The sequence below is a fragment of the Psychrobacter sp. Pi2-52 genome (genome assembly GCF_904846705.1).
In the GTDB taxonomy this organism is placed as follows: domain Bacteria; phylum Pseudomonadota; class Gammaproteobacteria; order Pseudomonadales; family Moraxellaceae; genus Psychrobacter.
This window is the reverse complement of record NZ_CAJHBS010000024.1, coordinates 14,753-38,769: the sequence shown is the minus strand read 5'-3', so window position 1 is coordinate 38,769 and position 24,017 is coordinate 14,753. Positions and strand designations below refer to the sequence as shown.

The following is a 24,017-nucleotide window of genomic DNA, read 5'->3' as shown; positions in this document are numbered from 1 at the left end:
CGTTTATGAAAGTGGCGCGATTAATAATCGTATACCAAAAACATATACGTTTAACATTGTTCATTGTATAAACATAGATAAAGGAAACAACTATGACTGAATCTACCGACAGATTAGATAGTACTAAATTGAATAGCGTTGAATCGGCTAGTACTAATATTGCTGACAAGAAGGTACCTATAGCTGTGAGTAGTACTCATCAATCGATTGACTCTAAAACCATAAATCATACGCCTAAAGCTATGTACGTGACTTCAGGCAACTCAATAACACCTAAAGATAAGTTGGACAAAATACCAAAAATGGTTGCCAATGGCAGTCGCGCTTTTATCTGGTATTTGTTGGCGATAATGGTATTAATACTTGATCAATGGACTAAGTGGTTGGCCCAAACCACATTAGCGTTCAATGACCCCGTACCGGTCATTGAACCATTTCTCAACTGGACACTCGCTTATAACTATGGGGCAGCATTTAGCTTTTTAGCCAACGCTGGCGGTTGGCAGAAATGGTTTTTCTCAGGCGTAGCTTTTGTAATGGCTATCTTTTTAACGGTTTATTTAATCAAAGCGCCACGTGCAGCCAAGCTATTATCTATGGGGTTGGCCTTAATGCTTGGTGGTGCGATTGGCAACTTAATCGATCGTTTAAGAATTGGTAAAGTGGTTGACTTTATCCATGTGCATTATGCTGATGTCTGGAATTATCCTCTTTTCAATGTTGCAGATATAGGTGTCTGTGTCGGTGTCGCATTGATTATAATTGACATGATATTTTTAGAAAGTAAGCGTAATAAATAAGCACATTGATGCCGATTATCACAAACAAAATGAACTAGCGTCGTATTCACTCTATACGGAAAAATACTTTTTATACTTGAGTATGTTTATAAAATGTGAACTGGAAGGTAATGTTACTTAGACAGGCTGGGCATTTGATGTATAGTGTCATTTGCATTTCACTATTTATCAATTTCTCAGCCTGTTTTTTTTCAGCCTACTTTTTGAACCACCACCCGGATATAAATGTAACTATGAATAAAACAACTTTTAAAATATCGAAGATGGACTGCCCTTCGGAGGAAAACCTAATCCGAATGAAATTAGAGGGCCACTCGAATATTGAACATCTTGAGTTCGACATTCCTAACCGTCAATTAACTGTGTTTCATCATGACAATATAGAAGGGATAGAGACTGCTATTCATGACCTAAAATTAGGAGACACCCTACTCTCGACCGAAACCATTGACCCCTCTGATCCCAACAATAATTTTAAAATTGATGCTGACTCTAGTCACAAAAAAGATGCTGAGCAAAGAAAGCTACTATGGATAGTGCTGGTCATTAACTTTGCTTTCTTTATTATTGAAATGAGCACGGGACTGATTTCTCGTTCGATGGGGTTGGTCGCCGACAGCTTAGATATGTTAGCAGATAGCTTGGTGTACGGAATTAGCTTATTTGCGGTCGGTGGAACGGTCATTAAGAAAAAACGGATTGCTAGAATTGCCGGATATTTTCAAATTACGCTAGCGATTCTTGGTTTTTTAGAAGTACTAAGACGTTTCTTTGGCAATGAGCAGTTACCTGACTTTTCTACCATGATAGTCATATCGATTCTTGCGCTAATTGCAAACTTGATTTGCCTCTATTTACTACAAAAATCGAAAAGCAAAGAAGGAGAAGAAGCCCATATGCAAGCCAGTATGATTTTCACTTCAAACGATGTGATTATCAATTTAGGGGTAATTGTTGCAGGGATTTTGGTTAATTGGTTACACTCTAGTACGCCTGATTTGATTATTGGTAGCATCGTATTTGCTTTAGTTATTCAGGGCGCCTTTAGAATATTGAAGTTGAGTAAGTAGCCAAGCCTAATAACTGAAGCAAATAGCTCAAGTAAGTAGCTTAATTAAACCGCTAAGTGTAAAGTAACTGGGTTTGAAGCAAATAAACATCATAAGGATATGAGACCTCAAGCAATGATTGAACAAACTTTAAATCTAGTCACCACCAAAGACCATCAGCAAGTTGCCGTTTGGCGAATAATAGATGATGAAGTCTTTGATAAGAATCTGGTGGTGGTCAACTAATTTAGGACACTAATAAAATTCAAACCTACATCGCCATTACTTATAACCCTGAGTCGAGAACGGATAATAATTATAAGCGTTGGGGCAACTTTTATGACCGCCAAGATCTGTTAGTAGGTGACGAGTTGTGTCAGGTGGTTAATTTTCAGAGACCTTCCTAAATTTTGTGTAAGTATTTAATCTAAACGTCAGTTACACAGAATCTGGGATGGTCTCTCGTATTCTTTGGTTGCCACCCTACAGCCCTGATCTAAATCCCATTGAAAAGAAGTGGGCACAGGCAAAATTTCTACGTCAAGGCTGGATGGAGAATAATCTACCTAAGCTGTTTCATGATATGGGTTGTATCTCTTTTATTCTAGACTGACTATAGTTAACTATCATATTATTATGAATCGAACAATTTAGACTAGATCCTTAATATCTATATCCAATGCATCGCAAATATCATAGGCCTTTTTGAGAGTGACATTCTTCTCTCCACGCTCGATATTTCCCATATAACTTCGATCAATATCTGCCATCTCTGCCAGCACTTCTTGAGATATTCCTTTGCTTCTGCGCACATCACGGATACGCTTTCCAAAGGCTATCATGCGTTCATCTGTCTTCATCTCACCAACCACTGCTAAAAATAGCAATACTCACAGTGGTGGGCTATAATATCCACGGGATATAGTCGGTATTATGAGGTGAGTATGAAAACAAAACTAGAGTATCAGCCAGATATAACAGAAACTAATAAGCTGATCTGTGAGAGGTACTGGTTAAGAGAAGGCGATAAACGAAGTGGTTTTATATATACCTGTAAAGAAATAGGTCAAGAGTTTGATGTTAAGCATCAGGATATACCTAGTATCGTTAAAATAAATGCTCATCTTGTCGTACTAGACTGCCAATGCATAGACTGCGGTACAACTAAGATTTGCTATACTCGCTCACAGCTAACTCGATTGGATCTTATTAGATGGCGGTGTGATGATTGCAGGGCGGCGCTTGAAAAAAGAATGGATCAAGAGTACTTAGAGTATCGTCTTAAACAAGACCGTTTAGCAGAAGAAAAGAGACAGACCGCTCTAGAGTACATCAATCAATGCCGAAGCATTCAATTAAGCAGTATTCCTTCAGTCACTGAGCTTAACGATGTGGATAAACTTCTACTCGCAGCGACTGTAGAGAGCCTAGGGGCAGATAATATAAGGAATACAGTCTCTCTACGTGACAATTTATCATTACCTTTATCACCGTTCTCTAAATTAGATGAAGAGATACTACAGCATCTTTTTAACCGAAATCTGCTCATACTCGCTTCTGAAAATAGCTACGAATACGTAACTATCAACGAAGAAAAAGAGCTAGAGATAGATTTCTATCAAGCGATCTTTGAGTTTGCTTATAGTATTGAGAATCTTACTAAAATCTTGATAAACGCTAAATCTCAGAAAAATACCAGTGCTCTAGTAGCGAATGATCAATTTAAGAACTGGTGTGAAAAGTTACAGCTAGGAGAGTGTTTAAGCTACCTGATTACTAGGTCAAGATTGAACTATCTAGCACCGCCTATTGGCGAAAAGCTAATTAGTATTCTCAGATCATGTTTAGCTGAATGCTCTGTATCAACCATGCATTATATCATTTGGAAGTCTGTGGAAAATGCTGCTGCATACGTGCAAAAACCAGGTATTACTCGAAAACATGCTTCAAATTCTGTTTCTGGTAATATAGAGAGAGTATTCAATAAAATATACAGTGGTAGTTGGAGTCACAATAAATCTTTTCGCGATGCTAGCCATCCTCAGTCTGCAATGGCCAAAATATTTTTTGATTATGTATTTGGAGTAGATGATGGTAGTTTTCACTACACTATTGATGAGATATTCAGCCCATATAGGTCTCAGAAAGCTTTAGAGCCAATAAGTTATGCAGCTCTAGGAAACGCTAGAAACACTATTTATTCAGTCACAATAGCTCTTGATATCAAACAATCATGATCTACCTACGTCTAAATCATTAATACAACTAAATTAGCCGAATAAGCCATACTAGTGAGAGAAAAGTTATCTAGATAGAATATTATATGACTTGCTGAACAATTTTATTACTACTGATAGGAGCTAGTATGGAAGATTCTAAATTTGAAGCATCGATTACCGATGATCGTCCTATCCTCGTTAGCAAACAAGAAATAGAAAAGCGCCGCCGCATTAACTTTGATACTTTGGGCAGCTTCGCAGTCGATAATATTCCTATTAACCCAGATACTCAGCACATCTTTCAAGACTTTGAGGAAGGTAAAATTGCAACTAGCAAGGAAGTAAAAGCTTTGCTACATGCTCACTATACTAAGATAGCGCTCGAAGATAATTAGCTCTTATAGTTTGAGCCCGACGTTGCTAAGCTATTATAGTATTGCTTTTCACAGCCAGTATCGAAAGATGAAACATAATTAATTGTGCTATTCAATCATATTTATCAAATCATTTCACCTATGTAAGATTACTAGTCCAGTATCACTAACTCTCGTCCAGCCATCTCCGAAATAAAGAATAACTATTCTGCCCACAAACATAATAATGCTATAGCTAGTCAGCTTATTCGCTTAGTGAATAGATAAGCATTAAGACCTAATATCACCGTGGTGAATTACATCCTTGGGTCTGCTTCTATCTACACTCGCGTGCTTTAATATTACCATCATTATATCCGTGTTCATATGATTCGATATCTTGCAACTGACAATACTATGTGCAAAGACGTTAATGATAAACATGAATAGCAGAAAACTACTTTTACTTCTACCTATCTGACATAGATAAAATCTACTGGATTAGAGGATGGTACGATTGATCAAAAGTAACCATTAATAGATAGACGTAGCGAAGCGCATCATGTCCGCGTTTATAGCTTAGATAGGATGATATTAGAAAGAATGCTTCTGAAGATGTGAAAGATACCTGAAAAACTTAATTGTTATGATACCTAATTGATAGAACGACCATTATCTTTTGGATAGGTAAAAGTGATTTGTTCTGATAGGTTGTAATAATCACCGAAGTGATAGTTTTAATTTAGATGCCTACAAATAATATAGCGATGTACACTATTAGAATAAGAGGTTTCTAGCATGTCAACCTATAAGGAGATGTGTGGATTTCATGTAAAGCACTGGCAAAAAAGTCATGAGCGAACTCAATTCTGGCAGGTTTATCATTTTTAGCTGGAAAATACTCGGGTTCTCCATCACTACGAATCAATATAACTTGCTGATCAGCGAATAAAGTATTAAATAACTGTATGAGCCAGTCGGTAGCTAGTCGTTCGCTATCGATTATCAATTCTGCTGTGTGAGTATTGTCAAATTGAGTAATAGACAACTCTTGCCACTGACTTCTTAATTCGTTTAAATACTCATTTTTATCATAAGAGAGTATATTGCTAGATGGCTTTTCAGTATGACTCTTTAATTGAATAAGCTGTTGTAGTAACGAACTTGCTTCAGTAGGAGAAAGTAAATCAGAAAAATTAATTTTATTATCGGATAGATTCATAGAGAAGACATTGACTTAATAAATACTAAAGACAAAAAACTTTAGGTAAAAGGTAAGTAGTAAAAGAGCTTAAACAAATTTACTATCAAAAAATCTTAACATACTAGCGCTAGCAGAATATGGCACTTTCCGTTAGTATGGCAGGCAATATTATACACCGTTTTTATGAATGAGGCCGCGCATGTCAAGCACTCCAGAAACTAAACCGTCAGCACCTCACGCTGACAATAAAAAAGCGCCTGTATCTACTGGCATGCCTGAGCACATCTCCTTAGATAAGTGGGCAGACACTGGTTATGAATGGTCAGGAGAGGTCAAACCAAGCTCGTTTGATCGCCTTGCTACTACTTTGAGTACTGAACATGAGCAGTCAGATATACAGCTCAACGCTAACTTGTATCGTCGCAACAACGTCTTGCATTTAGCATTTACTTTGACAGGTGATGTTTGGTTAACTTGTCAGCGCTGTTTACAACCAATCGCTATAGACTTATCTGATGATTATGACATCGCGCTACTCGAAAACGATAGTCAGGTTCGTTTAGTTAAAGATGAACAAGATTATTTATTACTGGATGAAATCGTCACCGAGCAATCTCCAGAGCGTCTGTTACCATTTAAAAAATTGGTAGAAGATGAAATCTTGCTCAAAACGCCTATGGCACCAAAGCATGACGATTGTGAAATGTCTGTTGAGCAGTTTGGTGAAATACCAGAAGAAGAAGAAGGTGAAAATCCTTTTGCTGCTTTAGCCTCGCTAAAAGGCAAACTATAAGCACCAAAACTATCTACTCGATGCATTTGAAAAACCTTTTATCAGCTTTGTACAGAAGAGTGCAAGGCAGGGCTTTATTAATTTAATAAACATGCGTATAATGTCCGGTTTATTGCATTCGAGCAACCTGTTGCTTGCTGATAGAAACTGACTGGGTAATTTTTTTATAAAATTCAGCCTTGGTCAGTGCTTTATGTGAGTGGCAATCTATTTAACTAATGATGCTTAAGACTTAGGTTGTTGTGATTATATAGCCTCTGTCAGTATCGACTTAAGCTGAATTTCAAGCTTATCCCTTTTAAGTATAGGAGCTATATCATGGCTGTTCAAAAAAGTCGTAAAAGCCGTTCTCGTCGTGACATGCGCCGTTCACATCACCGTATGGAAATTGCTGAACTAAGCGTAGATGCTACTACTGGTGAAAAACATCGTCGTCATCACATGACTAAAGATGGTTTCTACCGTGGTCGTCAACTGTTCAAAGTCAGCCAAGACGCCTAAGACATTGGCTCTGTGATAGCTTAGGCGAAGATGATAATAGTACTGGTGACTATTATTGTTTTTGCCTAGTTATTATTAGTCAATAAGCTTTGAGCTAAAAAAAGCCAAGTTATTTCGCTATCATATATTATGTGGCTGGATAACTTGGCTTTTTGTTATTTATAACTAGACTTATTGCTTAATTCGCTTGTTATTTTTAGTAGATTTAAAAATGTGCTGATATAATCTGCTCCTTTAATTTGGGCAGCGTTACTCTTGCTGTTTGGTTTGCATCCGCTATGATAATAGTGTCTGTCAGTGTATAGTTTACTGACAATCTGTTTTCTTGCATAAATACTTGAAGTAGCGGCTTTGTATAACATCTCATAATATAATACCCCCCATTGTTTTTAGGGATATTTCTAATCAGATAAGGAATATTGGTTATGGCTTCTGTACCCGATATGGTAAAAAAGCAACCCGCTCGTATCGCGGTCATTTTTCCTGGACAAGGATCTCAAGCAGTCGCGATGACGAGTGAGCTTGCCGAAATCTATCCAGAGATACGCGATACATTTACCGAAGCGAGTGATGCGCTTGGTGAGGATTTGTGGGCAATCTGTCAGGACGAAGAAAAACTCAATCAGACCCAATATACTCAGCCTGCGCTTTTGACCGCTAGTATTGCTATTTGGCGTGTTCTACAACAAAAAATAGAAGAGACGCCTTGTTATTTAGCTGGTCACTCTCTAGGCGAGTACAGTGCCCTGTGTGCTGCCAATGTGATATCGCTGGGTGATGCAGTCACTTTAGTACATAAGCGCGGTCAGTTGATGCAAGAGGCCGTTGTAGGGGTTGATACTGCTATGGCTGCAGTATTAGGACTAGAAGACAACCGAGTTGAAAACTTGTGTGAGCAAGCAACCGAACACGTCGAAGATGCCGTTGTTGGGGCAGCCAATTTCAATAGTCCAGGACAAGTGGTTATTTCGGGTAACGCTGCTGGTGTTAATGCTGTTATTGATAAAGTCAAAAACACGGGCAAAAAATCTGTTCCTCTAAAAGTGAGTGTGCCGTCTCATTGCGCACTTATGGAACCTGCCAGCAATGCATTGGCTGAGATACTAGCGGGTATCAAGTTTGATCAGGCAACCATTCCTGTTATACAAAATCGCTATGCACGCGTCGAAACCAGTGCGGTCGGTATCAAGCAAGCATTGACCGAACAGCTGAGCGAGCCAGTATTGTGGTCAAAGACCATGCAAGAGCTGGCTGACAAGCAAATCAATATCTTAATCGAATGTGGCAGTGGTAATGTACTGAGCAATTTGGCGAAGCGTCAGGCGCAGCCAATCGCCAGCTATCCTACTGACAAGCCTGCCCGTCTAGAAAAATTATTGGAGGTGTTATCATGAGCCGTACGATTACATTAGTGACTGGCGCTAGCCGAGGTATCGGCAAGGCAGTGGCCAAGCGTTTTGCTAAAGAAGGACATTTTGTCATCGGAACTGCGACCACTGAGAAGGGCGCTGAGCTTATCGATGACTACCTTCATGATACTGGTGGTATTGGTCGTGTTCTAGACGTACGTGATACTGCTCAAATTGACAAACTGTTTGAAGAGATCGAAAGCGTCTATGGCGCTGTACAAGTATTGGTTAACAATGCCGGTATCACTCAAGATGGCCTACTGATGCGCATGAAAGACGAAGATTGGGAAAATGTCATCGATACCAATTTGACATCGGTATATCGCATGAGTAAACGTGCCGTACGCGGTATGATGAAAGCACGCCGTGGTCGTATTATCAACATTACCTCTGTCGTCGCTCAAATGGGCAATGCGGGCCAATCTAACTATGCGGCGACCAAAGCTGGCGTAGAAGGGTTTAGTCGTACGCTTGCACGTGAGATTGGTTCACGCCAAGTGACCATCAATTGCGTTGCACCAGGTTTGATCGAAACGGATATGACAGATGAGCTTGATGAGCGCCTATTGAACTCTATGTTAGATGCTGTGCCTATCAGCCGTCTTGGTCAGCCAGAGGACATCGCTGCAGCGGTACATTTCTTGGCTAGCGACGAGGCCAGCTATATCACAGGCGCTGTTATTCCTGTCAATGGCGGCATGTATATGTAGTCAATATACGAGCGTTACATAGTTATAATAAAAAACTGTGTGAACGAGTGTAAACTATAATAAAGGGTGCTATAATGACGGATACTTTTGAGTCAAAGCCTTGTATGATAGCAGGGCTTTATTAGACATCAGACAAACTGTATAACATGTCATAGAGTACTCAGACAGCATTGCTGGTCTGGCAAACGCATTTTATATATCATGCTATAGCGTTAAATAAGGCGATATAGCAGTTTATTAAAAATAATAGATGATAACGGAGTGATCTACATGAGTAATGATATCGAGCTAAGAGTAAAAGCAGCAGTAGCTGAGCAACTAGGTATGAATGTTGAAGACATCAACAACGATGCTTCATTCATGGAAGACCTAGGTGCAGATTCTTTAGACCTAGTTGAATTGGTTATGTCATTTGAAAGTGATTTTGGTATCACTATTCCTGATGAAGATTCTGCAGAATTGACTACTGTTCAAAAAGCAATCGATTACGTACAAGCCCAACTATAATTTGCTACTTATTTAGCAGAGTTATAATGCCGCCTATCTGATTAGATAGGCGGTTTTTTTATGGGCGCGTGATTGTTATTTTCAAATGCAGCAATCGAATTTAACATTGACTACGTCAATTCAACATTACTCAACATACTATTACTATCCACATCGACTCCTTTTATCTATACTTGTAATAGTAAGTCGTAGAAAAAGATGGCAGTCAGACATTTAGTATATTGTCTGACTATGTGTTTTATTAGAAGAATGACAAATAATAATATTTCAAGGAGTAGATATATGGGTATGTTTAGCTTTGCAAAAGATATCGGTGATAAGATTTTTAACCGTGATGACGAAAAGCATGATGCTAAGACAGAAACGAAAGCAGATGCTAATACACCAGTACAAAGCAGTGAACCGAGTGCACAATCAGTTGCTAATATTCTGTTGCGCCGTATTCAGCAGCAGAACCTCAATATCAGTAACCTGAAAATTAAATATAATGGTTCTACAGATACTGCAGAAATCAGTGGTAACGCTAAAACTCAAGCTGATCGTGAAAAAGCAATTATCGCTATCGGTAACGTGCAAAACGTTGCAAAAGTTATTGATAACATTGATATTGAAGAAGATGCACCTGAATCTACAATGTATACGGTAAAGTCTGGTGACAGCTTATCTAAGATTGCTAAAGAAGTTTATGGCTCATCTGGCGATTATATGAAGATATTCGAAGCGAACAAGCCAATGTTATCTGATCCAGATAAAATCTATCCAGGTCAAGTATTACGCATTCCTAAGCCGTAATGCTAGAAGAAGCGTATAGAAAGGTAGTGTACAGAAAGATAGTATTTTAAATATAACATTCTAATCAAAAAAGCCTCTTATTATTAAGAGGCTTTTTTATGTTGTACACTTCAAATAAACACTTTATTTCAGTGACATTTGATAGTCATAAAGTGATTGGTTAATTAGTCGAGTCTAGCTTATTGTGCTGCTCAGCTAGAGCCCATTCGATATGCTCATCTAGCATGTCATTATGTAAGGTCAATTTAGATTTTAATTGTTTGACCACTTCTAAGCTGGCATTAGCATTGCCAAGTCCGATAGCGATATTACGTAAAAAATTCATATAGCCGGTGCGTCTTAGCGGGCTACCTTGAGTGTTCTTCATAAAGTCGGCTTCTTGCCACTGCCATAGTTCAATCAAGCTACTATTGTCTAATCCATGCCTTGGTGCGAAGTCATCAACGGTAGTTAGATTGGCATAACGATTCCATGGACAGATTAACTGGCAATCATCACAGCCAAAGACCCGATTGCCAATCGCGCGTCGATATTTAGTATCGATGACACCATCATGCTCGATAGTCAAATAAGAGATACAAGCAGAGGCGTTGAGCTCATGGGGTGCTACAATTGCTTGAGTAGGGCATATGTCAATACAAGCGCTACAACTACCGCAATGCTCCTTGACCGGTTTGTCATCGGGCAGCTCAAGGCTCAAAAATAGCTCACCGAGCACAAAAAATGAGCCAGCTTGTTTATTTATAAGTAATGTATGTTTACCTGTCCAACCGAGACCTGCTGCATCTGCAATCGGCCGCTCAAAGATAGGCGCCGAATCGCTAAAAGGTCTAAACACAAATTCTTTTTCTGAACCGATATCCAAATGTTGCCATTCAGGGAGCATTGTTTCTATCTTTAAAGCCAATTGCTTTAAACGGCTACGCATTGTCTTATGGTAGTCGCGCCCTCTTGCATAACGCGCGATGATGCCTTTATTGGGATGATCACTATCAGTGACAGCACGCGGCGTCGGTGATTGAGTTAGATAATCCATACGTACGCTGATGATGGTCTTTGCGCCCTCGACTAGCTGATCAGGATGAGCGCGCAGATCATGATTATTATGCATAAACTGCAGCTGGCCCTCATAGCCTTTATCTAGCCACTTCTGTAGTTGTTCAATCTGCTGAGTAAACAAAGGATGATGCACAGATAAAAAACCACAATCAGCAAATCCTAGTGCCTGTGCTTGTGCTGTAATCCACTGCTTAACATCAGCTGTGGTTGCAAATACAGTTGGATTGGTAATGGTAATTCTGTTTTTATCAGTAGGCATAGAGAGTAGGTGCTTATTAGATGGTTTTCTCGTTTGTTTTAATCAGATTATTCATATCTGACAATAAGAGATAATGTAAATACCGCTATGATAAGCCAGTGAGCAATGAGTGCAAGTATAAAAGAAAATAAACTCACATTCATATTGATACATAAGTCGAGGTAAGCTTTTGCTAAGCTGATATGAGAAATGAGCAATCAAATTTAAATAGAATAAAAAATGAGTAGAAACACCAAGGATAAGTTATGAGAAATAATACCAATTTGTCACCTATAAAAAATACAAAACCTATTGCGCTATATAATAGTGAGCAGGTTTATGCGATGGAGCAGGCTTGGTTTGCAGAGGGATACGACAGTTTTGGTTTGATGAAACAAGCTGCTTGGCAAATGACACGGCAAATAGAGCAGATTTATGAGCGAAAAACCGTCAGTGCCAGCCATTCTACCAATACTAACGTTTATCACCGTAGTGCTCATCCACGTCGAGCAAGTATCTGGGTAGGGAAAGGTAATAATGGTGGTGATGGTTGGCTTATCGCTCATTATTTACAGCAAGCTGGCTGGCAAGTAGAAGTAATGACGGTTGGTTTTAGCGAAAATGATTTTGTTATCGATGATCAACCAGTAACTTCTAAAAATCCTAACAATGGAGACAGTGACAGTGGAAATATAACGGACGCGACAAAGGCATTACAGATAGCTCTAGCTAGCAGTTGTCACTATCAACGATTTGAAGATATTGTTAGTCACGATGATGCGGATAAAATAAACTTGCCAGCTGACATTTATATCGATGCATTATTTGGTATTGGCTTAGATCGTGCACCAAAAGGTATTTATGAATTAGCTATCAATACCTTCAATAGTCTTACTCAGCAAAATAACGCACTACCAATTGCAGTTGATATTCCAAGTGGGTTAGTGGCCTCTACTGGTGAAGTTTTCGAACGTATAGCGATACAAGCTGACGTGACTCTATGTTTGATTGCGCGCAAGTTTGGTCTACATACCAAAGATGGTACAGACTATAGCGGAGATATAGTCGATATACCGTTGATACCTTATCAAATGGCGCTTCAGCAAACAGCCAGCAATCACACGATACCTGAAAAAAATGCTAGCCAAGCATTTACGCCAGTTGCCACCTTATTGACAGCGGCACACAGTATGAAGCCGCGACGCCAAAACAGCTATAAGGGTAGCTATGGACATGTGCTGATTATCGGTGGCAATCGTGTCAATGGCTCTCAAGGTATGGGCGGTGCGGCGATACTTTCTGCAAGTAGTGCGATGGCAACGGGCGCGGGGAAGATAACCGTTGCCTGTCATGAGGACTTCCATGGTGCCCTACTAACCTCATTGCCAGATGCGATGACTATCAACTTACATGATGTAGAGGGGGTAAAGACGCTGATTGAGCAAGCCAGCGTCGTGGCTATTGGCATGGGGTTGGGCCGTGACGAAAAAGCAAAAGCACTATTTATCGATTATATACAGACTGGCATAGCACAGCAAAAATCAATCGTGATTGATGCCGATGGACTTTATCATTTGGCATCGCTGCACAGGTGCAATCATGCACTGGTAAAAGAGCTTCGAGAATATAGCGCCAATTATCGAGTCTGCTTGACGCCGCATAGTGGCGAAGCGGCTAGATTACTCGATCAAAAAATAAGCGAGGTAGAAAGAGATAGGCTAAACGCTATCAAACATTTGGCTGATGTTTATGGTGGCGACTGGGTGCTAAAGGGGGTAGGCTCATTGGTGCTGGAGCAAATAGCAGGAAAACAGAAAATATATGTATGTAATGTTGGTAATGCTGGTATGGCCACTGCTGGCATGGGCGATGTACTATCTGGGGTGACCGCGGGACTATTGGCACAGCAAGACTTATCAGCAGAGGCACGTAGCTTACATCAAGCGGTTCTTATACATGGGTTTGCAGGAGATGTATTGGTGAGTCAAGCGAATAACAACACCAATACATTGCTAGTGGGGCAAAGAGGGCTACAAGCTCAAGATATGCCAGCAGCCATTCGTCACGTCATGCAGCTTATGATAGTTTGATATTTGCTTTCAAGAGATTTGACTAGGTAGAAGGGTTGGAGCAATACTGAGTAATCGCTTGCTGTACGCGCTCGCGCTTAAGCTCAATCTCACGACCATCTAGATACTGGCGTTTGCCGTTAGCATCCATCTCATAGATACGTCCGCCTACATTTAGGTTGGTCAAGTTATTACGTAATGATTGGCAGCGCTGAGCATTAGCCTGAGCTTCTTGTTCTTTAATACGTGCTTCAAGTGCTGCTACTCGTTGTTCTTCTGCCGTTTGAGCATTGCTGCTCTGGTTGGGATCTGTTTTTCCTGCCATTTGTCCTGCATTGTTCTGTCTGCCGTCACTACGAAACTCAATCAGTTCAATATTTTTGCCGACTTGCGGCGCATGTTGGCTATATTTTACTTCACCATGTGCCCCAATAGATTTATAAACTTGAATAGCCTGACTGGCATTCATGGACAGCATTAGCATACACGCAGTACTCATCAACAGTTTGGCAGCGGTATTTATCTTAGACGCATATGCCATAGTAGCAATCCTTTTATTTAATAAAAATCAAATGTATATGGGTGTAAATATAACACTTGAACGTTTTATTGGTAGTAATAATGTATCGACTATCGATTCTAGCAAATAATACTTATCAATGTATATTATTTAATAACTAATAGTTTGGGATAGGCTTTAGAAGTTTTTCTTGACAATAACTCGTAAACCATCGAATATAATAGCAGTTGATTGGTCAGTGAGCGGCTTTTACGATGTTGCCGTGGCACTTGAGAAAGAAAACGACGAGTTACTTATCGGTAGCAAACGCAGTTTTATTTCCTTTGTGATAATGATATAGCAAGCATAGTGGCATAACGACCACTGTTGATAGCGATACATTGTCTCCGGACTTATCTGTCTACAATGACTAAGATAAACTTATTATTTGAAATGTGCTAAATGTGTTTTTAGCAGTTGTATCAAACGCGATATAGTACGCCGTTAAGAGGTTTCACTAAAGCCGATTGTAAGTTCTAAAGATCTTATAATTTAGCATTGGTTATGAAGTTTTTTTGCTTGTGTATATCGATGCATCTGTACAAATAAAGTCACAATAGGTACTTGCTATTATCGAATCTCAATAATAAGCGTCTTCTTTTATAGATGCACTCGCATCTTGTCACTGTATATCGATAAACATCCATCACAAAGCTGACCTAAAATACACTGCTATGTTTGATTAGTATTGTCCTATGAGACAGTTTTGATTAAACCTATTAGGCAGATATTCTTGATATGGACAAGAATTAGCGATCATTCAGTAAGTAAAAATAATGACGGTAAGTAATTATTTTTACTCATAGAATCCCGCAAATTCTCGCCGCAAAAAAAGGTGATGACAGTGACGCAAACCACGCAAAGTCCGAACATGACGGGACATACCCAAACGGGTAATGCCGCCAAAAATTTTGAACAAAAGCAACAATGTCTTGCAGAAGGTAGCGCACAGCCTGTGATGCTATCGGGCGCTGAAATGCTGGTGCAAGCACTGACTGACGAAGGTGTCGAATACATCTTTGGCTATCCAGGTGGCGCGGTCTTACACATTTATGATGCGCTGTTTCAGCAAGAAAATATTGAGCACATCTTGGTACGTCACGAGCAAGCAGCGGGCCACATGGCCGATGCTTATTCTCGAGTGACTGGTAATACTGGCGTCGTGTTGGCCACATCAGGCCCTGGTGCGACCAATACTGTGACAGCTATTGCTACTGCCTTTATGGACTCTGTACCAATGGTGGTAATCGCAGGTCAAGTGCCAAGCAGCCTAATCGGTGAAGATGCTTTCCAAGAAACAGATATGGTAGGCGTATCACGTCCTATCGTTAAGCATAGCTTCCAAGTACGCCATGCTAGCGAAATTCCAATGATTGTAAAAAAGGCATTTTATATTGCCCAGACTGGTCGCCCAGGCCCTGTCGTCATTGATGTGCCAAAAGACATGACTGCGCCTAGCGAAAAATTCGCTTACGAATATCCAGAAGAAGTGTTTATACGCTCGTATCAGCCATCACTCAAAGGCCATAGCGGTCAAATCAAAAAAGCCATTGAAACGCTATTAGCAGCGCAGCGTCCTGTTGTATATGCAGGCGGCGGTGTGATTTGGAGCAATGCGCACGAAGAGTTAACAGATCTTGCGCATCGTCTGAATTTACCGGTGACCAACACCTTGATGGGTCTTGGTACATTCCCTGGCTCTGATCGTCAGTTTTTAGGTATGCTTGGCATGCATGGTACTTACGAAGCCAATATGAGTATGCATCACGCTGATGTGATTTTAGCTGTCGGCGCGCGTTTTGATGATCGTGTGACCAACAACGTTAAAAAATTCTGCCCTAACGCAACCATCATTCATATCGATATCGATCCTGCTTCGATCTCAAAAACGATTCTTGCGCACATTCCTATCGTAGGCGATGTGAAGTCGGTCTTAACGGACATGCTAGAGATTGTTGGTCAAGACAAGCAGTTAGAGCAGCACGCATTGCTCGATTGGTGGTCACAAATTAATGAGTGGCGTAAGCGTCATGGCTTACGTTATGACACCAGCACAGATAATGGTATTAAGCCACAAAGTGTCGTACAAGCTCTAGATAAAGTGACTAACAGCAACGCTATTATCACAAGTGACGTTGGTCAGCATCAGATGTTTGCGGCACTTTACTATACTTACAATGAGCCACGTCAATGGCTGAATTCAGGTGGTCTTGGTACCATGGGGGTTGGTCTGCCGTATGCAATGGCTGCCAAACTTGCCAATCCTGAGCGTGATGTGGTTTGTATCACGGGTGAAGGCTCTATTCAGATGAATATCCAAGAGCTATCAACCTGCTTGCAATATAACTTACCAGTTAAAATTCTGAACATTAACAATGCGCAGCTAGGTATGGTGAAGCAGTGGCAAGATATGCTGTATGAAGGTCGTCATGCCCAGTCTTATATGAACTCCTTACCAGATTTTGTCAAATTGGCTGAAAGCTATGGTCATGTCGGTATCAAAATTACTGACCCTGCGACCATGGAAGCACAATTGGCTGAAGCAATGGCTATGAAAGATAAACTGGTATTTATCGATGTTTACGTCGATCGTAATGAGCATGTATATCCAATGCAAATCGCTGGACAGGCCATGCGTGATATGTGGTTAACAAAAGGGGAGCGTACCTAATGCAACAACAACATCTGATTTCGGTATTGATGGAAAACGAAGCGGGTTCGTTGTCGCGGTTAGTCGGCTTGTTCTCACAACGTGGCTACAATATCGAAACTTTGAACGTCGCGCCTACTGATGATCCAAGTATTTCACGTCTAACGGTTACGACCATTACGTCGCCTGAAAGAATTGAGCAGATCACCAAACAATTGCATAAATTGATTGAAGTGGTTAAAGTGCTTAACCTGACGGAGAACGTACACGTTGAGCGTGAATTGATGCTTATCAAAGTCCGCGCAACAGGCAGTGTGCGTGAAGAGATTAAACGTAGCGCAGACATTTTCCGCGCACAAATCGTCGATGTAAATTCGAACTTATATACGATTCAAATCGTGGGTGACAAAGCCAAACTTGATGGTTTTATCGATGTGATTGGCCGTGAGCGCATTATGGAAGTGGTTCGCTCAGGTGTTATCGGTATTGCCCGCGGTGAAAAAACACTAAGCATTTAATTATTTATCAAAACCAGTTTAAACCAATATTTATTTATCTAATCAACAAAGCGCTTATCTTAGTTATTATATTGACTACAGCATAAGCGTTTACTATCCATGGCAAGCCATGATTGAGAACAAGGACTCTATTTATGAACGTTTATTATGACAAAGATTGTGACCTATCTATTATCCAAGGTAAAAAAGTTGCCATTATCGGTTACGGTTCACAAGGCCATGCACACGCGCTTAACCTACAAGATTCAGACGTCGATGTAACTGTTGGTCTACGTGCAAACTCAAGCTCATGGAAAAAAGCTGAAAATGCTGGTCTAAAAGTCGCTGAAGTAGAAGAAGCGGTAAAAGCTGCTGACGTTATCATGATTTTGACGCCTGATGAGTTCCAAAAAGAGCTTTATAATGATGTGATCGAGCCAAACATTAAAGAAGGCGCGACATTAGCTTTTGCTCACGGTTTCGCAATCCATTACAACCAAGTTGTCCCACGTGGTGATCTTGATGTCATCATGGTTGCACCAAAAGCACCAGGTCATACTGTACGTTCAGAGTTCGCTAAAGGCGGCGGTATCCCTGATCTTATCGCTATCTATCAAGACGCTTCTGGTCAAGCCAAACAGTTAGCATTATCGTATGCTGCAGGCGTTGGTGGTGGTCGTTCAGGCATCATCGAAACAACGTTCAAAGATGAGACTGAAACGGATCTATTCGGTGAGCAAGCGGTTCTTTGTGGTGGCGCAGTAGAGCTAGTTAAAATGGGCTTTGAGACACTAACAGAAGCGGGCTATGCACCAGAAATGGCTTATTTCGAATGTCTACATGAGCTAAAGCTTATCGTTGACTTGATGTATGAAGGCGGCATCGCTGACATGAACTACTCAATCAGTAACAACGCTGAATACGGCGAATATGTTACTGGCCCTGAAGTTATCAATGAGCAGTCACGTGAAGCTATGCGTAATGCACTAAAACGCATCCAGTCTGGTGAATACGCGAAGATGTTCATCTCTGAAGGCGCAACCAATTATCCATCAATGACTGCGCGTCGTCGTAACAACGCTGATCATCAAATCGAAATCACTGGTGCTAAGCTACGTGGCATGATGCCGTGGATTGGTGGTAACAAAATCATCGATAAAGACAAAAACTAAGTTTTATACAAATGAAAGTCTTATTCAGATAAAAATCTGATTTAGATTAAATAGCCCATGTTATCACTTGATAGCATGGGTTTTTTTATGCAAAGTATTTGATAGATGCTTTTCGCTTTTATTTGAATCAGGGTTATCGGTTGAAAACCAGTAATTGCTACCCAATATAAGCAGGCACCTTAACATTGGCCAAAGTGCCTTTGCGATTAACATCCGTCATTGTTCCAATCCGTTTCTAAGTAATTGAATCGGGTGAATGCTTCATTCTCACTTTCTATAGATAATAGGTTGTATGCTGTGCAAATATCTTATTCAGACTGGCTAACGCCGCAATTCGTATATATTACTCTTAGCGCTGTGGTAGCAGTTTTAATTTGGATAGAAGGGGAGATGCTCAAACAGACCGATGGTAAACTGCCTCAATCTAAATTTTTTAAAGTCAGTTCATTGTTAGATACTCTATGGTTCTTCATATCAGTGGTGATTTTATACGTTATTGATTTGACCCCGTTAGCTATCGCAGTGCCTGCTGCATATGGCATATACACGACCTTTGGTTGGATATATGGTACCAAGCTACTTAAGCGCAAAGGCATTCCTGACTCTCCTAAAGATTTGGTCATTCCAGCAAAATATATTGCCTACAGTCAGTCATTTTCATTGGTGTTTTTTGCGTTATGTTTGCTCGTATTGAGTTCAGCATGGCTACCGACATCACCATTGCAGTAACTAATATTCCAACCTGCTATCATCTATGTCGACTTAGTTAATTAGTGATTTACTGATGAAGTTGTAGTATATCTATAAATAAAAACTATTTTATATCAATAAGATATGAAACTGATTACTATCGATGTTCGCTTGCAACAATGGTTAGTATTTATTTACAAAAATCAGCAATTTAGACTGTTCCTACCATAGAAAACTGTTATAATCAGACGGTACTCAAAATATTTGAGGCAAAAAATTCAAGTTTTCTTTAAGATTGTTTAGTATTTTTGGCCGCCGCATTTAGCAGAAAATATTAGGGTATATATCAATTAATCGGTGATGACACAAGTCTCGCCAACAGTTAAAGAGTCAGGAAAATTTATGTCAGATAAAGTTGAAGGCACTGTAAAGTGGTTTAATGAAGCTAAAGGTTTTGGTTTTATCGCTCAAGACAACGGCGGACAAGACGTATTCGCTCACTACAGCGCTATCCAAGGTAACGGTTTCAAAACTCTAGCCGAAGGCCAAAAAGTGTCTTTCATCTTAGGTGATGGCAAAAAAGGCCCACAAGCTGAGCAAATCGAAGCTATCTAATCTCATTTATTATTAGGTTAACTGCTTGTCAGTAAACTTAATGACAATAAGATTATCAATATGCATTGATTACTTTGTTTGTTAAAACAATAAAAATACTGTATCGACTTTAAAAAAAAGCAACCTCTTATCAGGTTGCTTTTTTTATGGGACTTTTTTGGTATGGCAAAGTGTTGCTAATGTAAAGTGCTATTGATTTTGACGGTTAACATCATCAGGTAATAACGAACAATAATTTAATAAAGATGTAATAGATAAGGTTGTACTATGAAGTGGGAAAACTGGCTTTCAATTGACTGGCAACAGGTGCTCGGGATTTCTTTATCTGCTGTAGGCTTTTATGTAGGGCTGATGTTGTTTACTCGATTGATGGGTTTACGCAGTTTTTCTAAGTTATCAAGCCATGATTTTGCGATGACGGTTGGTATTGGTAGTATATTGGCGTCGACGGTATTGTCAGATAAGCCCTCTCTATTTCAAGGATTGTTTGCTGTTGCGGTATTATTCTTAATTCAGGGCGTTATTTCAGTTATCAGGCGCAAAATAAAACCGCTAAAAGCACTGATAGACAATCAAGCTATTATCCTAATGGCTCATGGTGAGTATCTAGAAGACAACTTAAAAGAAGCCAATCTTAGTACCAGCGATGTGCAGGAAGTGCTACGTAAAAATGGTATCAAAGCGAAAACAGAAGTGTTCGCAGTAATTATGGAGACGACAGGTGATATGAGTGTCATCAAAAGTAACGATGTTGAACCTGACTGGTCTTTATTTGACGATATACGAGATAGTGAATTATTGCTTGGTGCTAGTAAGAATAGTAAGTCGCAGGTCTAGCTTGCCTAACTATTCTCATCCGTTAACTTTGAAGAGATAAATAATAACAAAATATTAAGTAAAGCTGAGGCTTAGAATGCTATAAAGGTACGAGCATTTCAAGCTAGTGAACAATGAAAATCGTGAAATGATGCGCTTATAGACTATTTATTATAGAGTGTTGACAAATTTATGACGCATTATTCACGGCAGTGTCTTGACCTTATCTGCCTGCTGACGCAAGATACATAGGTCTGATAATAACGGTTGGCTTAGCTTTAGCAGATTTCATTAGTAAGAGATACAATGCTAATATGCTCTTAGATATTGGCTTATCTTTCTTAGTTAACTATATTCTGTTGATGTAGTAATAACCTTGAGCAGTATTTTGAACGACAATTTGAACCACAACGAACCTTTGGTTCTTAACTGACAATTTTTAACTCATAACATTAATAAACGAGGAACGTATGAAAGCATTAGTAGCGGTCAAGCGTGTCATTGATTATAACGTAAAAGTTCGTGTAAAAGCCGACAACTCTGGCGTTGACTTATCAAACACTAAAATGTCAATTAACCCTTTTGATGAAATCGCAGTAGAAGAAGCGGTTCGTCTAAAAGAAGCTGGCGTCATTGATGAGATCATTGTTGCTTCAATCGGTCCAAAAGAGTCACAAGAGCAGATTCGAGCAGCCCTAGCACTAGGTGCTGACCGTGGTGTGTTAGTCGTAAGTGACGAAAAGCCATATCCTTTACAAGTTGCTAAGATTCTAAAAAGCATCGCTGAAGCTGAAAGCACTGATATCATCTTATTAGGTAAGCAAGCGATTGATGATGACAACAACCAAACGGGCCAGATGCTAGCGGCATTGATGGGTATCGGTCAGGGTACGTTTGCATCAGAAGTGAAGGTTGAAGGCGACAAAGTAAACGTAACACGTGAAATCGATGGTGGCCTACAAACTGTTGCTCTTGATTTGCCAGCAGTCATCACGACTGATCTACGTTTGAATGAGCCACGTTATGCTAAATTGCCTAACATCATGAAAGCGAAGAAAAAGCCACTTGATGAGAAAACGCCAGCAGATTTCGGTGTTGATATGACATCTAAGCAAGAGATTATTAAAGTCGTGCCACCTGCTGACCGTAAAGCTGGTATTACAGTAGGGTCAGTTGATGAGTTGGTCGATAAGCTAAGAAACGAAGCAAAAGTCATTTAATGTTTTAATGATTGGATACTTCGCTACGGCATATCCTGTACAAGGCTGTGAATTTGACTGCTTTATCTTAGATTAAATGATAGTTTCTCAAATAGCTTTGTACACAAACAACCGCATGAATAGATAATACGAATATATAAAGGACTAAAACCATGGCAATTTTGGTATATGCAGAACATGACAATGCCAGTCTAAAAAAGGCAACTTTAAACACGATCGCTGCTGCTAAACAAATGGGTGATGATATCCATGTATTGGTTGCTGGTAGTGGTAGCCAAGCTGTTGCTGATGAAGCGGCAAAAGCAGAAGGCGTGACTAAAGTACTATTGGCTGACAACGCTGCTTATGAGCATCAATTGGCAGGTAACGTGGCACTATTGGTTGCTGATATCGCTGGTGATTACAGCCATATCCTAGCGGCTGCGACCACGACTGGCAAAAACTTTATGCCACGCGTTGCTGCATTACTTGACGTCAGCATGTTGTCTGAAATCTCAGGTGTAGTAGATGCGCAAACGTTTGAGCGTCCTATCTACGCAGGTAATGCAACGGCGACAGTAAAAACGACAGAAGATAAAGTCGTACTAACTGTACGTACCACTGCATTTGACCCAGTAGCAAGCGAAGGTGGCTCAGCGACTGTTGAAACTATCGACAACGTACAAGAAACTGGCAAAGCAAGCTTTGTGAACGAAGAGATGGCTAAGTCTGACCGTCCAGAGTTAACGTCAGCTGGTATCGTAGTTTCTGGTGGTCGTGCATTAGCGAACGGTGAAAACTTCACTAAATATATCGAGCCACTAGCAGACAAGCTAGGTGCTGCTGTTGGTGCATCACGTGCCGCTGTTGATGCAGGCTATGTACCAAACGATATGCAGGTTGGTCAAACAGGTAAAATCGTTGCACCGCAGCTATATATCGCTGCTGGTATCTCAGGCGCGATTCAGCATTTGGCTGGTATGAAAGACTCTAAAGTTATCGTTGCTATCAACAATGACCCAGAAGCCCCTATCGCTAGCGTTGCTGACTACTTCTTAGAAGCTGATTTGTTCGAAGCATTGCCTGAGCTAACCAGCAAGGTTTAATATATAGTCACAGAACTACTAAACGGTTACGGCGTTACCCTCCTTAGATGTACTACTTGTACAATCTGCAGTCGGCTGCCTTGTATTCGTTCTAGACTTCTTTGACCATATCAGTAATAGACAGATAATAAAAAACCCACTATTAAATGATAGTGGGTTTTTTTATGCTTGATAGGTATTGTTTTGATCGCAGTTATAAATGGAGGCTAAGAGTATTGTCTTTGACGCAAGGTCTCATAAAGACAAAGAGAACCAGCAATGGCTACGTTTAAGCTCTCTTGCCCGTTTGGCTGCGGTAGTGCTATAGGCGTCGCACATTGCATTAGCTCGTCACTAACACCTTGACCTTCATGACCCATAATCCAAGCCACAGGTGCTGATAAGTCGTGGTTGTAAATAATAGTATCTGTATGTGAGCTGGTTGCTAGTAAAGGCACTTGTACATGATCTAGGATACCTTGCGTACTCAAGCCCTCAAAAATAGTTAGGGCAAACTGTGCACCCATACCTGCTCGTAGCGTCTTAGGCGACCAAGCTTGAGCTGTCGCACTGGTACATAGGATATTGCGAATACCAATGGCAGCCGCTGTGCGTAATAGCGTACCGACATTTCCGCTATCTTGTACATCATTTAAGATCAAGCAATCCTCATCGATCATTGGCAAGCTAGGCGTTGGCACCTTGATAATTGCCATGATATCAATGCCAGTACCCAAGCTACGTATGCTCTCATAGAGCGAGTCTGACAAAACAAGAATAGGTGTATAAGTGGGCAGACGAGTGAGTACCTGTTGAACTTCAGGATGGCTTCGCGCTGATTCGGACAGTAATATCTGGGTGAAAGGATAGTCACTACGCAGCGCAGCATCTATCAAATGGACGCCTTCTATGACTGTTTGACCGTTCTTCTTACGCTGGCGTGCTTGGGACAACAGTGCTTTCACAAGCTTCACTGTTGTGTTCTTATCTGAGGTAATCAGCTCGGTGGGATTTAATACCATAGTGGACCG

Annotated in this window: 24 protein-coding genes and 1 pseudogene; 20 read left to right on the top strand and 5 right to left on the bottom strand. The window is 40.3% G+C overall.

The window, feature by feature from the left end; translation table 11 throughout:
- The first annotated feature begins 92 nt into the window (after positions 1–92).
- The 3 genes from lspA (at position 93) to JMY00_RS11785 (ending at position 2,462) form a co-directional block, all read left to right on the top strand.
- Complete coding sequence (gene lspA / locus JMY00_RS11795; RefSeq protein ID WP_057758795.1) at positions 93–800, top strand: signal peptidase II; 708 nt, start codon at positions 93–95, stop codon at positions 798–800.
- A gap of 233 nt (positions 801–1,033) precedes the next feature.
- Complete coding sequence (locus JMY00_RS11790; protein WP_057758797.1) at positions 1,034–1,870, top strand: cation transporter; 837 nt, start codon at positions 1,034–1,036, stop codon at positions 1,868–1,870.
- Positions 1,871–2,303: 433 nt separating this feature from the next.
- On the top strand, positions 2,304–2,462 hold the full coding sequence (locus JMY00_RS11785) for a transposase (RefSeq protein WP_224737862.1): 159 nt from the start codon (positions 2,304–2,306) through the stop codon (positions 2,460–2,462).
- 37 nt (positions 2,463–2,499) lie between these two features.
- Here the strand turns inward: JMY00_RS11785 and JMY00_RS11780 are convergent, their stop codons facing one another.
- On the bottom strand, positions 2,500–2,709 hold the full coding sequence (locus JMY00_RS11780; protein WP_058025361.1) for a helix-turn-helix transcriptional regulator: 210 nt from the start codon (positions 2,707–2,709) through the stop codon (positions 2,500–2,502).
- A gap of 84 nt (positions 2,710–2,793) precedes the next feature.
- Here JMY00_RS11780 and JMY00_RS11775 point away from each other — a divergent pair, with 84 nt between their 5' ends.
- Both JMY00_RS11775 and JMY00_RS11770 read left to right on the top strand, forming a co-directional pair.
- Complete coding sequence (locus JMY00_RS11775; protein ID WP_201580276.1) at positions 2,794–4,086, top strand: hypothetical protein; 1,293 nt, start codon at positions 2,794–2,796, stop codon at positions 4,084–4,086.
- 128 nt (positions 4,087–4,214) lie between these two features.
- A complete protein-coding gene (locus JMY00_RS11770) occupies positions 4,215–4,463 on the top strand; it encodes an antitoxin VbhA family protein (RefSeq protein ID WP_057758803.1) in 249 nt (82 codons plus the stop codon).
- A gap of 781 nt (positions 4,464–5,244) precedes the next feature.
- On the opposite strand, the pseudogene JMY00_RS13740 reads toward JMY00_RS11770, so the two are convergent.
- A pseudogene (locus tag JMY00_RS13740) lies at positions 5,245–5,400 on the bottom strand (elongation factor P hydroxylase); the annotation flags it as partial.
- A gap of 424 nt (positions 5,401–5,824) precedes the next feature.
- On the opposite strand from JMY00_RS13740, the gene JMY00_RS11760 reads away from it, so the two are divergent.
- From JMY00_RS11760 to lysM, 6 genes are all read left to right on the top strand, one after another.
- A complete protein-coding gene (locus tag JMY00_RS11760) occupies positions 5,825–6,418 on the top strand; it encodes a YceD family protein (protein ID WP_102077932.1) in 594 nt (197 codons plus the stop codon).
- 318 nt (positions 6,419–6,736) lie between these two features.
- Positions 6,737–6,919, top strand: coding sequence for a 50S ribosomal protein L32 (gene rpmF / locus JMY00_RS11755; RefSeq protein WP_057758809.1), 183 nt, complete (start codon positions 6,737–6,739; stop codon positions 6,917–6,919).
- 425 nt (positions 6,920–7,344) lie between these two features.
- Positions 7,345–8,313: an ACP S-malonyltransferase gene (fabD, locus tag JMY00_RS11750; RefSeq protein ID WP_191114795.1), complete on the top strand. Its 969-nt coding sequence runs from the start codon at positions 7,345–7,347 to the stop codon at positions 8,311–8,313.
- Complete coding sequence (fabG, locus tag JMY00_RS11745; protein ID WP_057758813.1) at positions 8,310–9,038, top strand: 3-oxoacyl-ACP reductase FabG; 729 nt, start codon at positions 8,310–8,312, stop codon at positions 9,036–9,038. Before fabD ends, fabG begins: the two co-directional genes overlap by 4 nt.
- A gap of 270 nt (positions 9,039–9,308) precedes the next feature.
- Entirely contained in the window at positions 9,309–9,545 is a 237-nt protein-coding gene (gene acpP, locus JMY00_RS11740; protein WP_057758815.1) for an acyl carrier protein, read from the top strand.
- Between the two features lie 282 nt (positions 9,546–9,827).
- Positions 9,828–10,337 carry a peptidoglycan-binding protein LysM gene (lysM, locus tag JMY00_RS11735; RefSeq protein ID WP_057758817.1) on the top strand — a complete coding sequence of 170 codons (510 nt, stop codon included), beginning with the start codon at positions 9,828–9,830 and terminating at the stop codon, positions 10,335–10,337.
- Between the two features lie 160 nt (positions 10,338–10,497).
- Here lysM and queG read toward each other — a convergent pair whose 3' ends face one another.
- Positions 10,498–11,655 carry a tRNA epoxyqueuosine(34) reductase QueG gene (queG, locus tag JMY00_RS11730; RefSeq protein ID WP_201580274.1) on the bottom strand — a complete coding sequence of 386 codons (1,158 nt, stop codon included), beginning with the start codon at positions 11,653–11,655 and terminating at the stop codon, positions 10,498–10,500.
- Positions 11,656–11,900: 245 nt separating this feature from the next.
- On the opposite strand from queG, the gene JMY00_RS11725 reads away from it, so the two are divergent.
- The gene (locus JMY00_RS11725) at positions 11,901–13,724 is read left to right on the top strand and encodes an NAD(P)H-hydrate dehydratase (protein WP_201580273.1); all 1,824 of its coding nucleotides are present in this window, start codon (positions 11,901–11,903) and stop codon (positions 13,722–13,724) included.
- Between the two features lie 22 nt (positions 13,725–13,746).
- On the opposite strand, the gene JMY00_RS11720 is transcribed toward JMY00_RS11725, so the two are convergent.
- Positions 13,747–14,244 carry a DUF4124 domain-containing protein gene (locus JMY00_RS11720; protein ID WP_102092415.1) on the bottom strand — a complete coding sequence of 166 codons (498 nt, stop codon included), beginning with the start codon at positions 14,242–14,244 and terminating at the stop codon, positions 13,747–13,749.
- A 976-nt stretch (positions 14,245–15,220) separates the two neighbouring features.
- Between JMY00_RS11720 and JMY00_RS11715 the strand changes: the two genes are divergently transcribed.
- The 8 genes from JMY00_RS11715 (at position 15,221) to JMY00_RS11680 (ending at position 23,007) form a co-directional block, all read left to right on the top strand.
- A complete protein-coding gene (locus tag JMY00_RS11715) occupies positions 15,221–16,933 on the top strand; it encodes an acetolactate synthase 3 large subunit (protein WP_197411831.1) in 1,713 nt (570 codons plus the stop codon).
- Positions 16,933–17,430, top strand: coding sequence for an acetolactate synthase small subunit (gene ilvN / locus JMY00_RS11710; protein WP_201580272.1), 498 nt, complete (start codon positions 16,933–16,935; stop codon positions 17,428–17,430). The genes JMY00_RS11715 and ilvN overlap by 1 nt, the downstream gene beginning before the upstream one ends.
- 134 nt (positions 17,431–17,564) lie before the next feature.
- A complete protein-coding gene (gene ilvC, locus JMY00_RS11705) occupies positions 17,565–18,581 on the top strand; it encodes a ketol-acid reductoisomerase (protein ID WP_101204856.1) in 1,017 nt (338 codons plus the stop codon).
- Between the two features lie 297 nt (positions 18,582–18,878).
- Positions 18,879–19,310, top strand: coding sequence for a hypothetical protein (locus tag JMY00_RS11700; RefSeq protein ID WP_101204855.1), 432 nt, complete (start codon positions 18,879–18,881; stop codon positions 19,308–19,310).
- Positions 19,311–19,673: 363 nt separating this feature from the next.
- Positions 19,674–19,886 carry a cold-shock protein gene (locus tag JMY00_RS11695; protein WP_057758834.1) on the top strand — a complete coding sequence of 71 codons (213 nt, stop codon included), beginning with the start codon at positions 19,674–19,676 and terminating at the stop codon, positions 19,884–19,886.
- A gap of 267 nt (positions 19,887–20,153) precedes the next feature.
- The gene (locus JMY00_RS11690) at positions 20,154–20,723 is read left to right on the top strand and encodes a YetF domain-containing protein (protein WP_179799542.1); all 570 of its coding nucleotides are present in this window, start codon (positions 20,154–20,156) and stop codon (positions 20,721–20,723) included.
- Between the two features lie 449 nt (positions 20,724–21,172).
- Positions 21,173–21,922 carry an electron transfer flavoprotein subunit beta/FixA family protein gene (locus JMY00_RS11685; protein ID WP_057758837.1) on the top strand — a complete coding sequence of 250 codons (750 nt, stop codon included), beginning with the start codon at positions 21,173–21,175 and terminating at the stop codon, positions 21,920–21,922.
- 152 nt (positions 21,923–22,074) lie between these two features.
- The gene (locus JMY00_RS11680) at positions 22,075–23,007 is read left to right on the top strand and encodes an FAD-binding protein (protein WP_057758839.1); all 933 of its coding nucleotides are present in this window, start codon (positions 22,075–22,077) and stop codon (positions 23,005–23,007) included.
- Between the two features lie 206 nt (positions 23,008–23,213).
- Here JMY00_RS11680 and JMY00_RS11675 read toward each other — a convergent pair whose 3' ends face one another.
- The gene (locus JMY00_RS11675; RefSeq protein ID WP_201580271.1) at positions 23,214–24,008 is read right to left on the bottom strand and encodes an RNA methyltransferase; all 795 of its coding nucleotides are present in this window, start codon (positions 24,006–24,008) and stop codon (positions 23,214–23,216) included.
- Between the last annotated feature and the right edge of the window lie 9 nt (positions 24,009–24,017).

Coding starts and splice junctions, on each gene's coding strand:
- lspA (WP_057758795.1), top strand. CDS start 93: ATGACTGAATCTACCGACAGATTAGATAGTACTAAATTGAATAGCGTT.
- JMY00_RS11790 (WP_057758797.1), top strand. CDS start 1,034: ATGAATAAAACAACTTTTAAAATATCGAAGATGGACTGCCCTTCGGAG.
- JMY00_RS11785 (WP_224737862.1), top strand. CDS start 2,304: ATGGTCTCTCGTATTCTTTGGTTGCCACCCTACAGCCCTGATCTAAAT.
- JMY00_RS11780 (WP_058025361.1), bottom strand. CDS start 2,709: ATGAAGACAGATGAACGCATGATAGCCTTTGGAAAGCGTATCCGTGAT.
- JMY00_RS11775 (WP_201580276.1), top strand. CDS start 2,794: ATGAAAACAAAACTAGAGTATCAGCCAGATATAACAGAAACTAATAAG.
- JMY00_RS11770 (WP_057758803.1), top strand. CDS start 4,215: ATGGAAGATTCTAAATTTGAAGCATCGATTACCGATGATCGTCCTATC.
- JMY00_RS11760 (WP_102077932.1), top strand. CDS start 5,825: ATGTCAAGCACTCCAGAAACTAAACCGTCAGCACCTCACGCTGACAAT.
- rpmF (WP_057758809.1), top strand. CDS start 6,737: ATGGCTGTTCAAAAAAGTCGTAAAAGCCGTTCTCGTCGTGACATGCGC.
- fabD (WP_191114795.1), top strand. CDS start 7,345: ATGGCTTCTGTACCCGATATGGTAAAAAAGCAACCCGCTCGTATCGCG.
- fabG (WP_057758813.1), top strand. CDS start 8,310: ATGAGCCGTACGATTACATTAGTGACTGGCGCTAGCCGAGGTATCGGC.
- acpP (WP_057758815.1), top strand. CDS start 9,309: ATGAGTAATGATATCGAGCTAAGAGTAAAAGCAGCAGTAGCTGAGCAA.
- lysM (WP_057758817.1), top strand. CDS start 9,828: ATGGGTATGTTTAGCTTTGCAAAAGATATCGGTGATAAGATTTTTAAC.
- queG (WP_201580274.1), bottom strand. CDS start 11,655: ATGCCTACTGATAAAAACAGAATTACCATTACCAATCCAACTGTATTT.
- JMY00_RS11725 (WP_201580273.1), top strand. CDS start 11,901: ATGAGAAATAATACCAATTTGTCACCTATAAAAAATACAAAACCTATT.
- JMY00_RS11720 (WP_102092415.1), bottom strand. CDS start 14,244: ATGGCATATGCGTCTAAGATAAATACCGCTGCCAAACTGTTGATGAGT.
- JMY00_RS11715 (WP_197411831.1), top strand. CDS start 15,221: ATGCTATCGGGCGCTGAAATGCTGGTGCAAGCACTGACTGACGAAGGT.
- ilvN (WP_201580272.1), top strand. CDS start 16,933: ATGCAACAACAACATCTGATTTCGGTATTGATGGAAAACGAAGCGGGT.
- ilvC (WP_101204856.1), top strand. CDS start 17,565: ATGAACGTTTATTATGACAAAGATTGTGACCTATCTATTATCCAAGGT.
- JMY00_RS11695 (WP_057758834.1), top strand. CDS start 19,674: ATGTCAGATAAAGTTGAAGGCACTGTAAAGTGGTTTAATGAAGCTAAA.
- JMY00_RS11690 (WP_179799542.1), top strand. CDS start 20,154: ATGAAGTGGGAAAACTGGCTTTCAATTGACTGGCAACAGGTGCTCGGG.
- JMY00_RS11685 (WP_057758837.1), top strand. CDS start 21,173: ATGAAAGCATTAGTAGCGGTCAAGCGTGTCATTGATTATAACGTAAAA.
- JMY00_RS11680 (WP_057758839.1), top strand. CDS start 22,075: ATGGCAATTTTGGTATATGCAGAACATGACAATGCCAGTCTAAAAAAG.
- JMY00_RS11675 (WP_201580271.1), bottom strand. CDS start 24,008: ATGGTATTAAATCCCACCGAGCTGATTACCTCAGATAAGAACACAACA.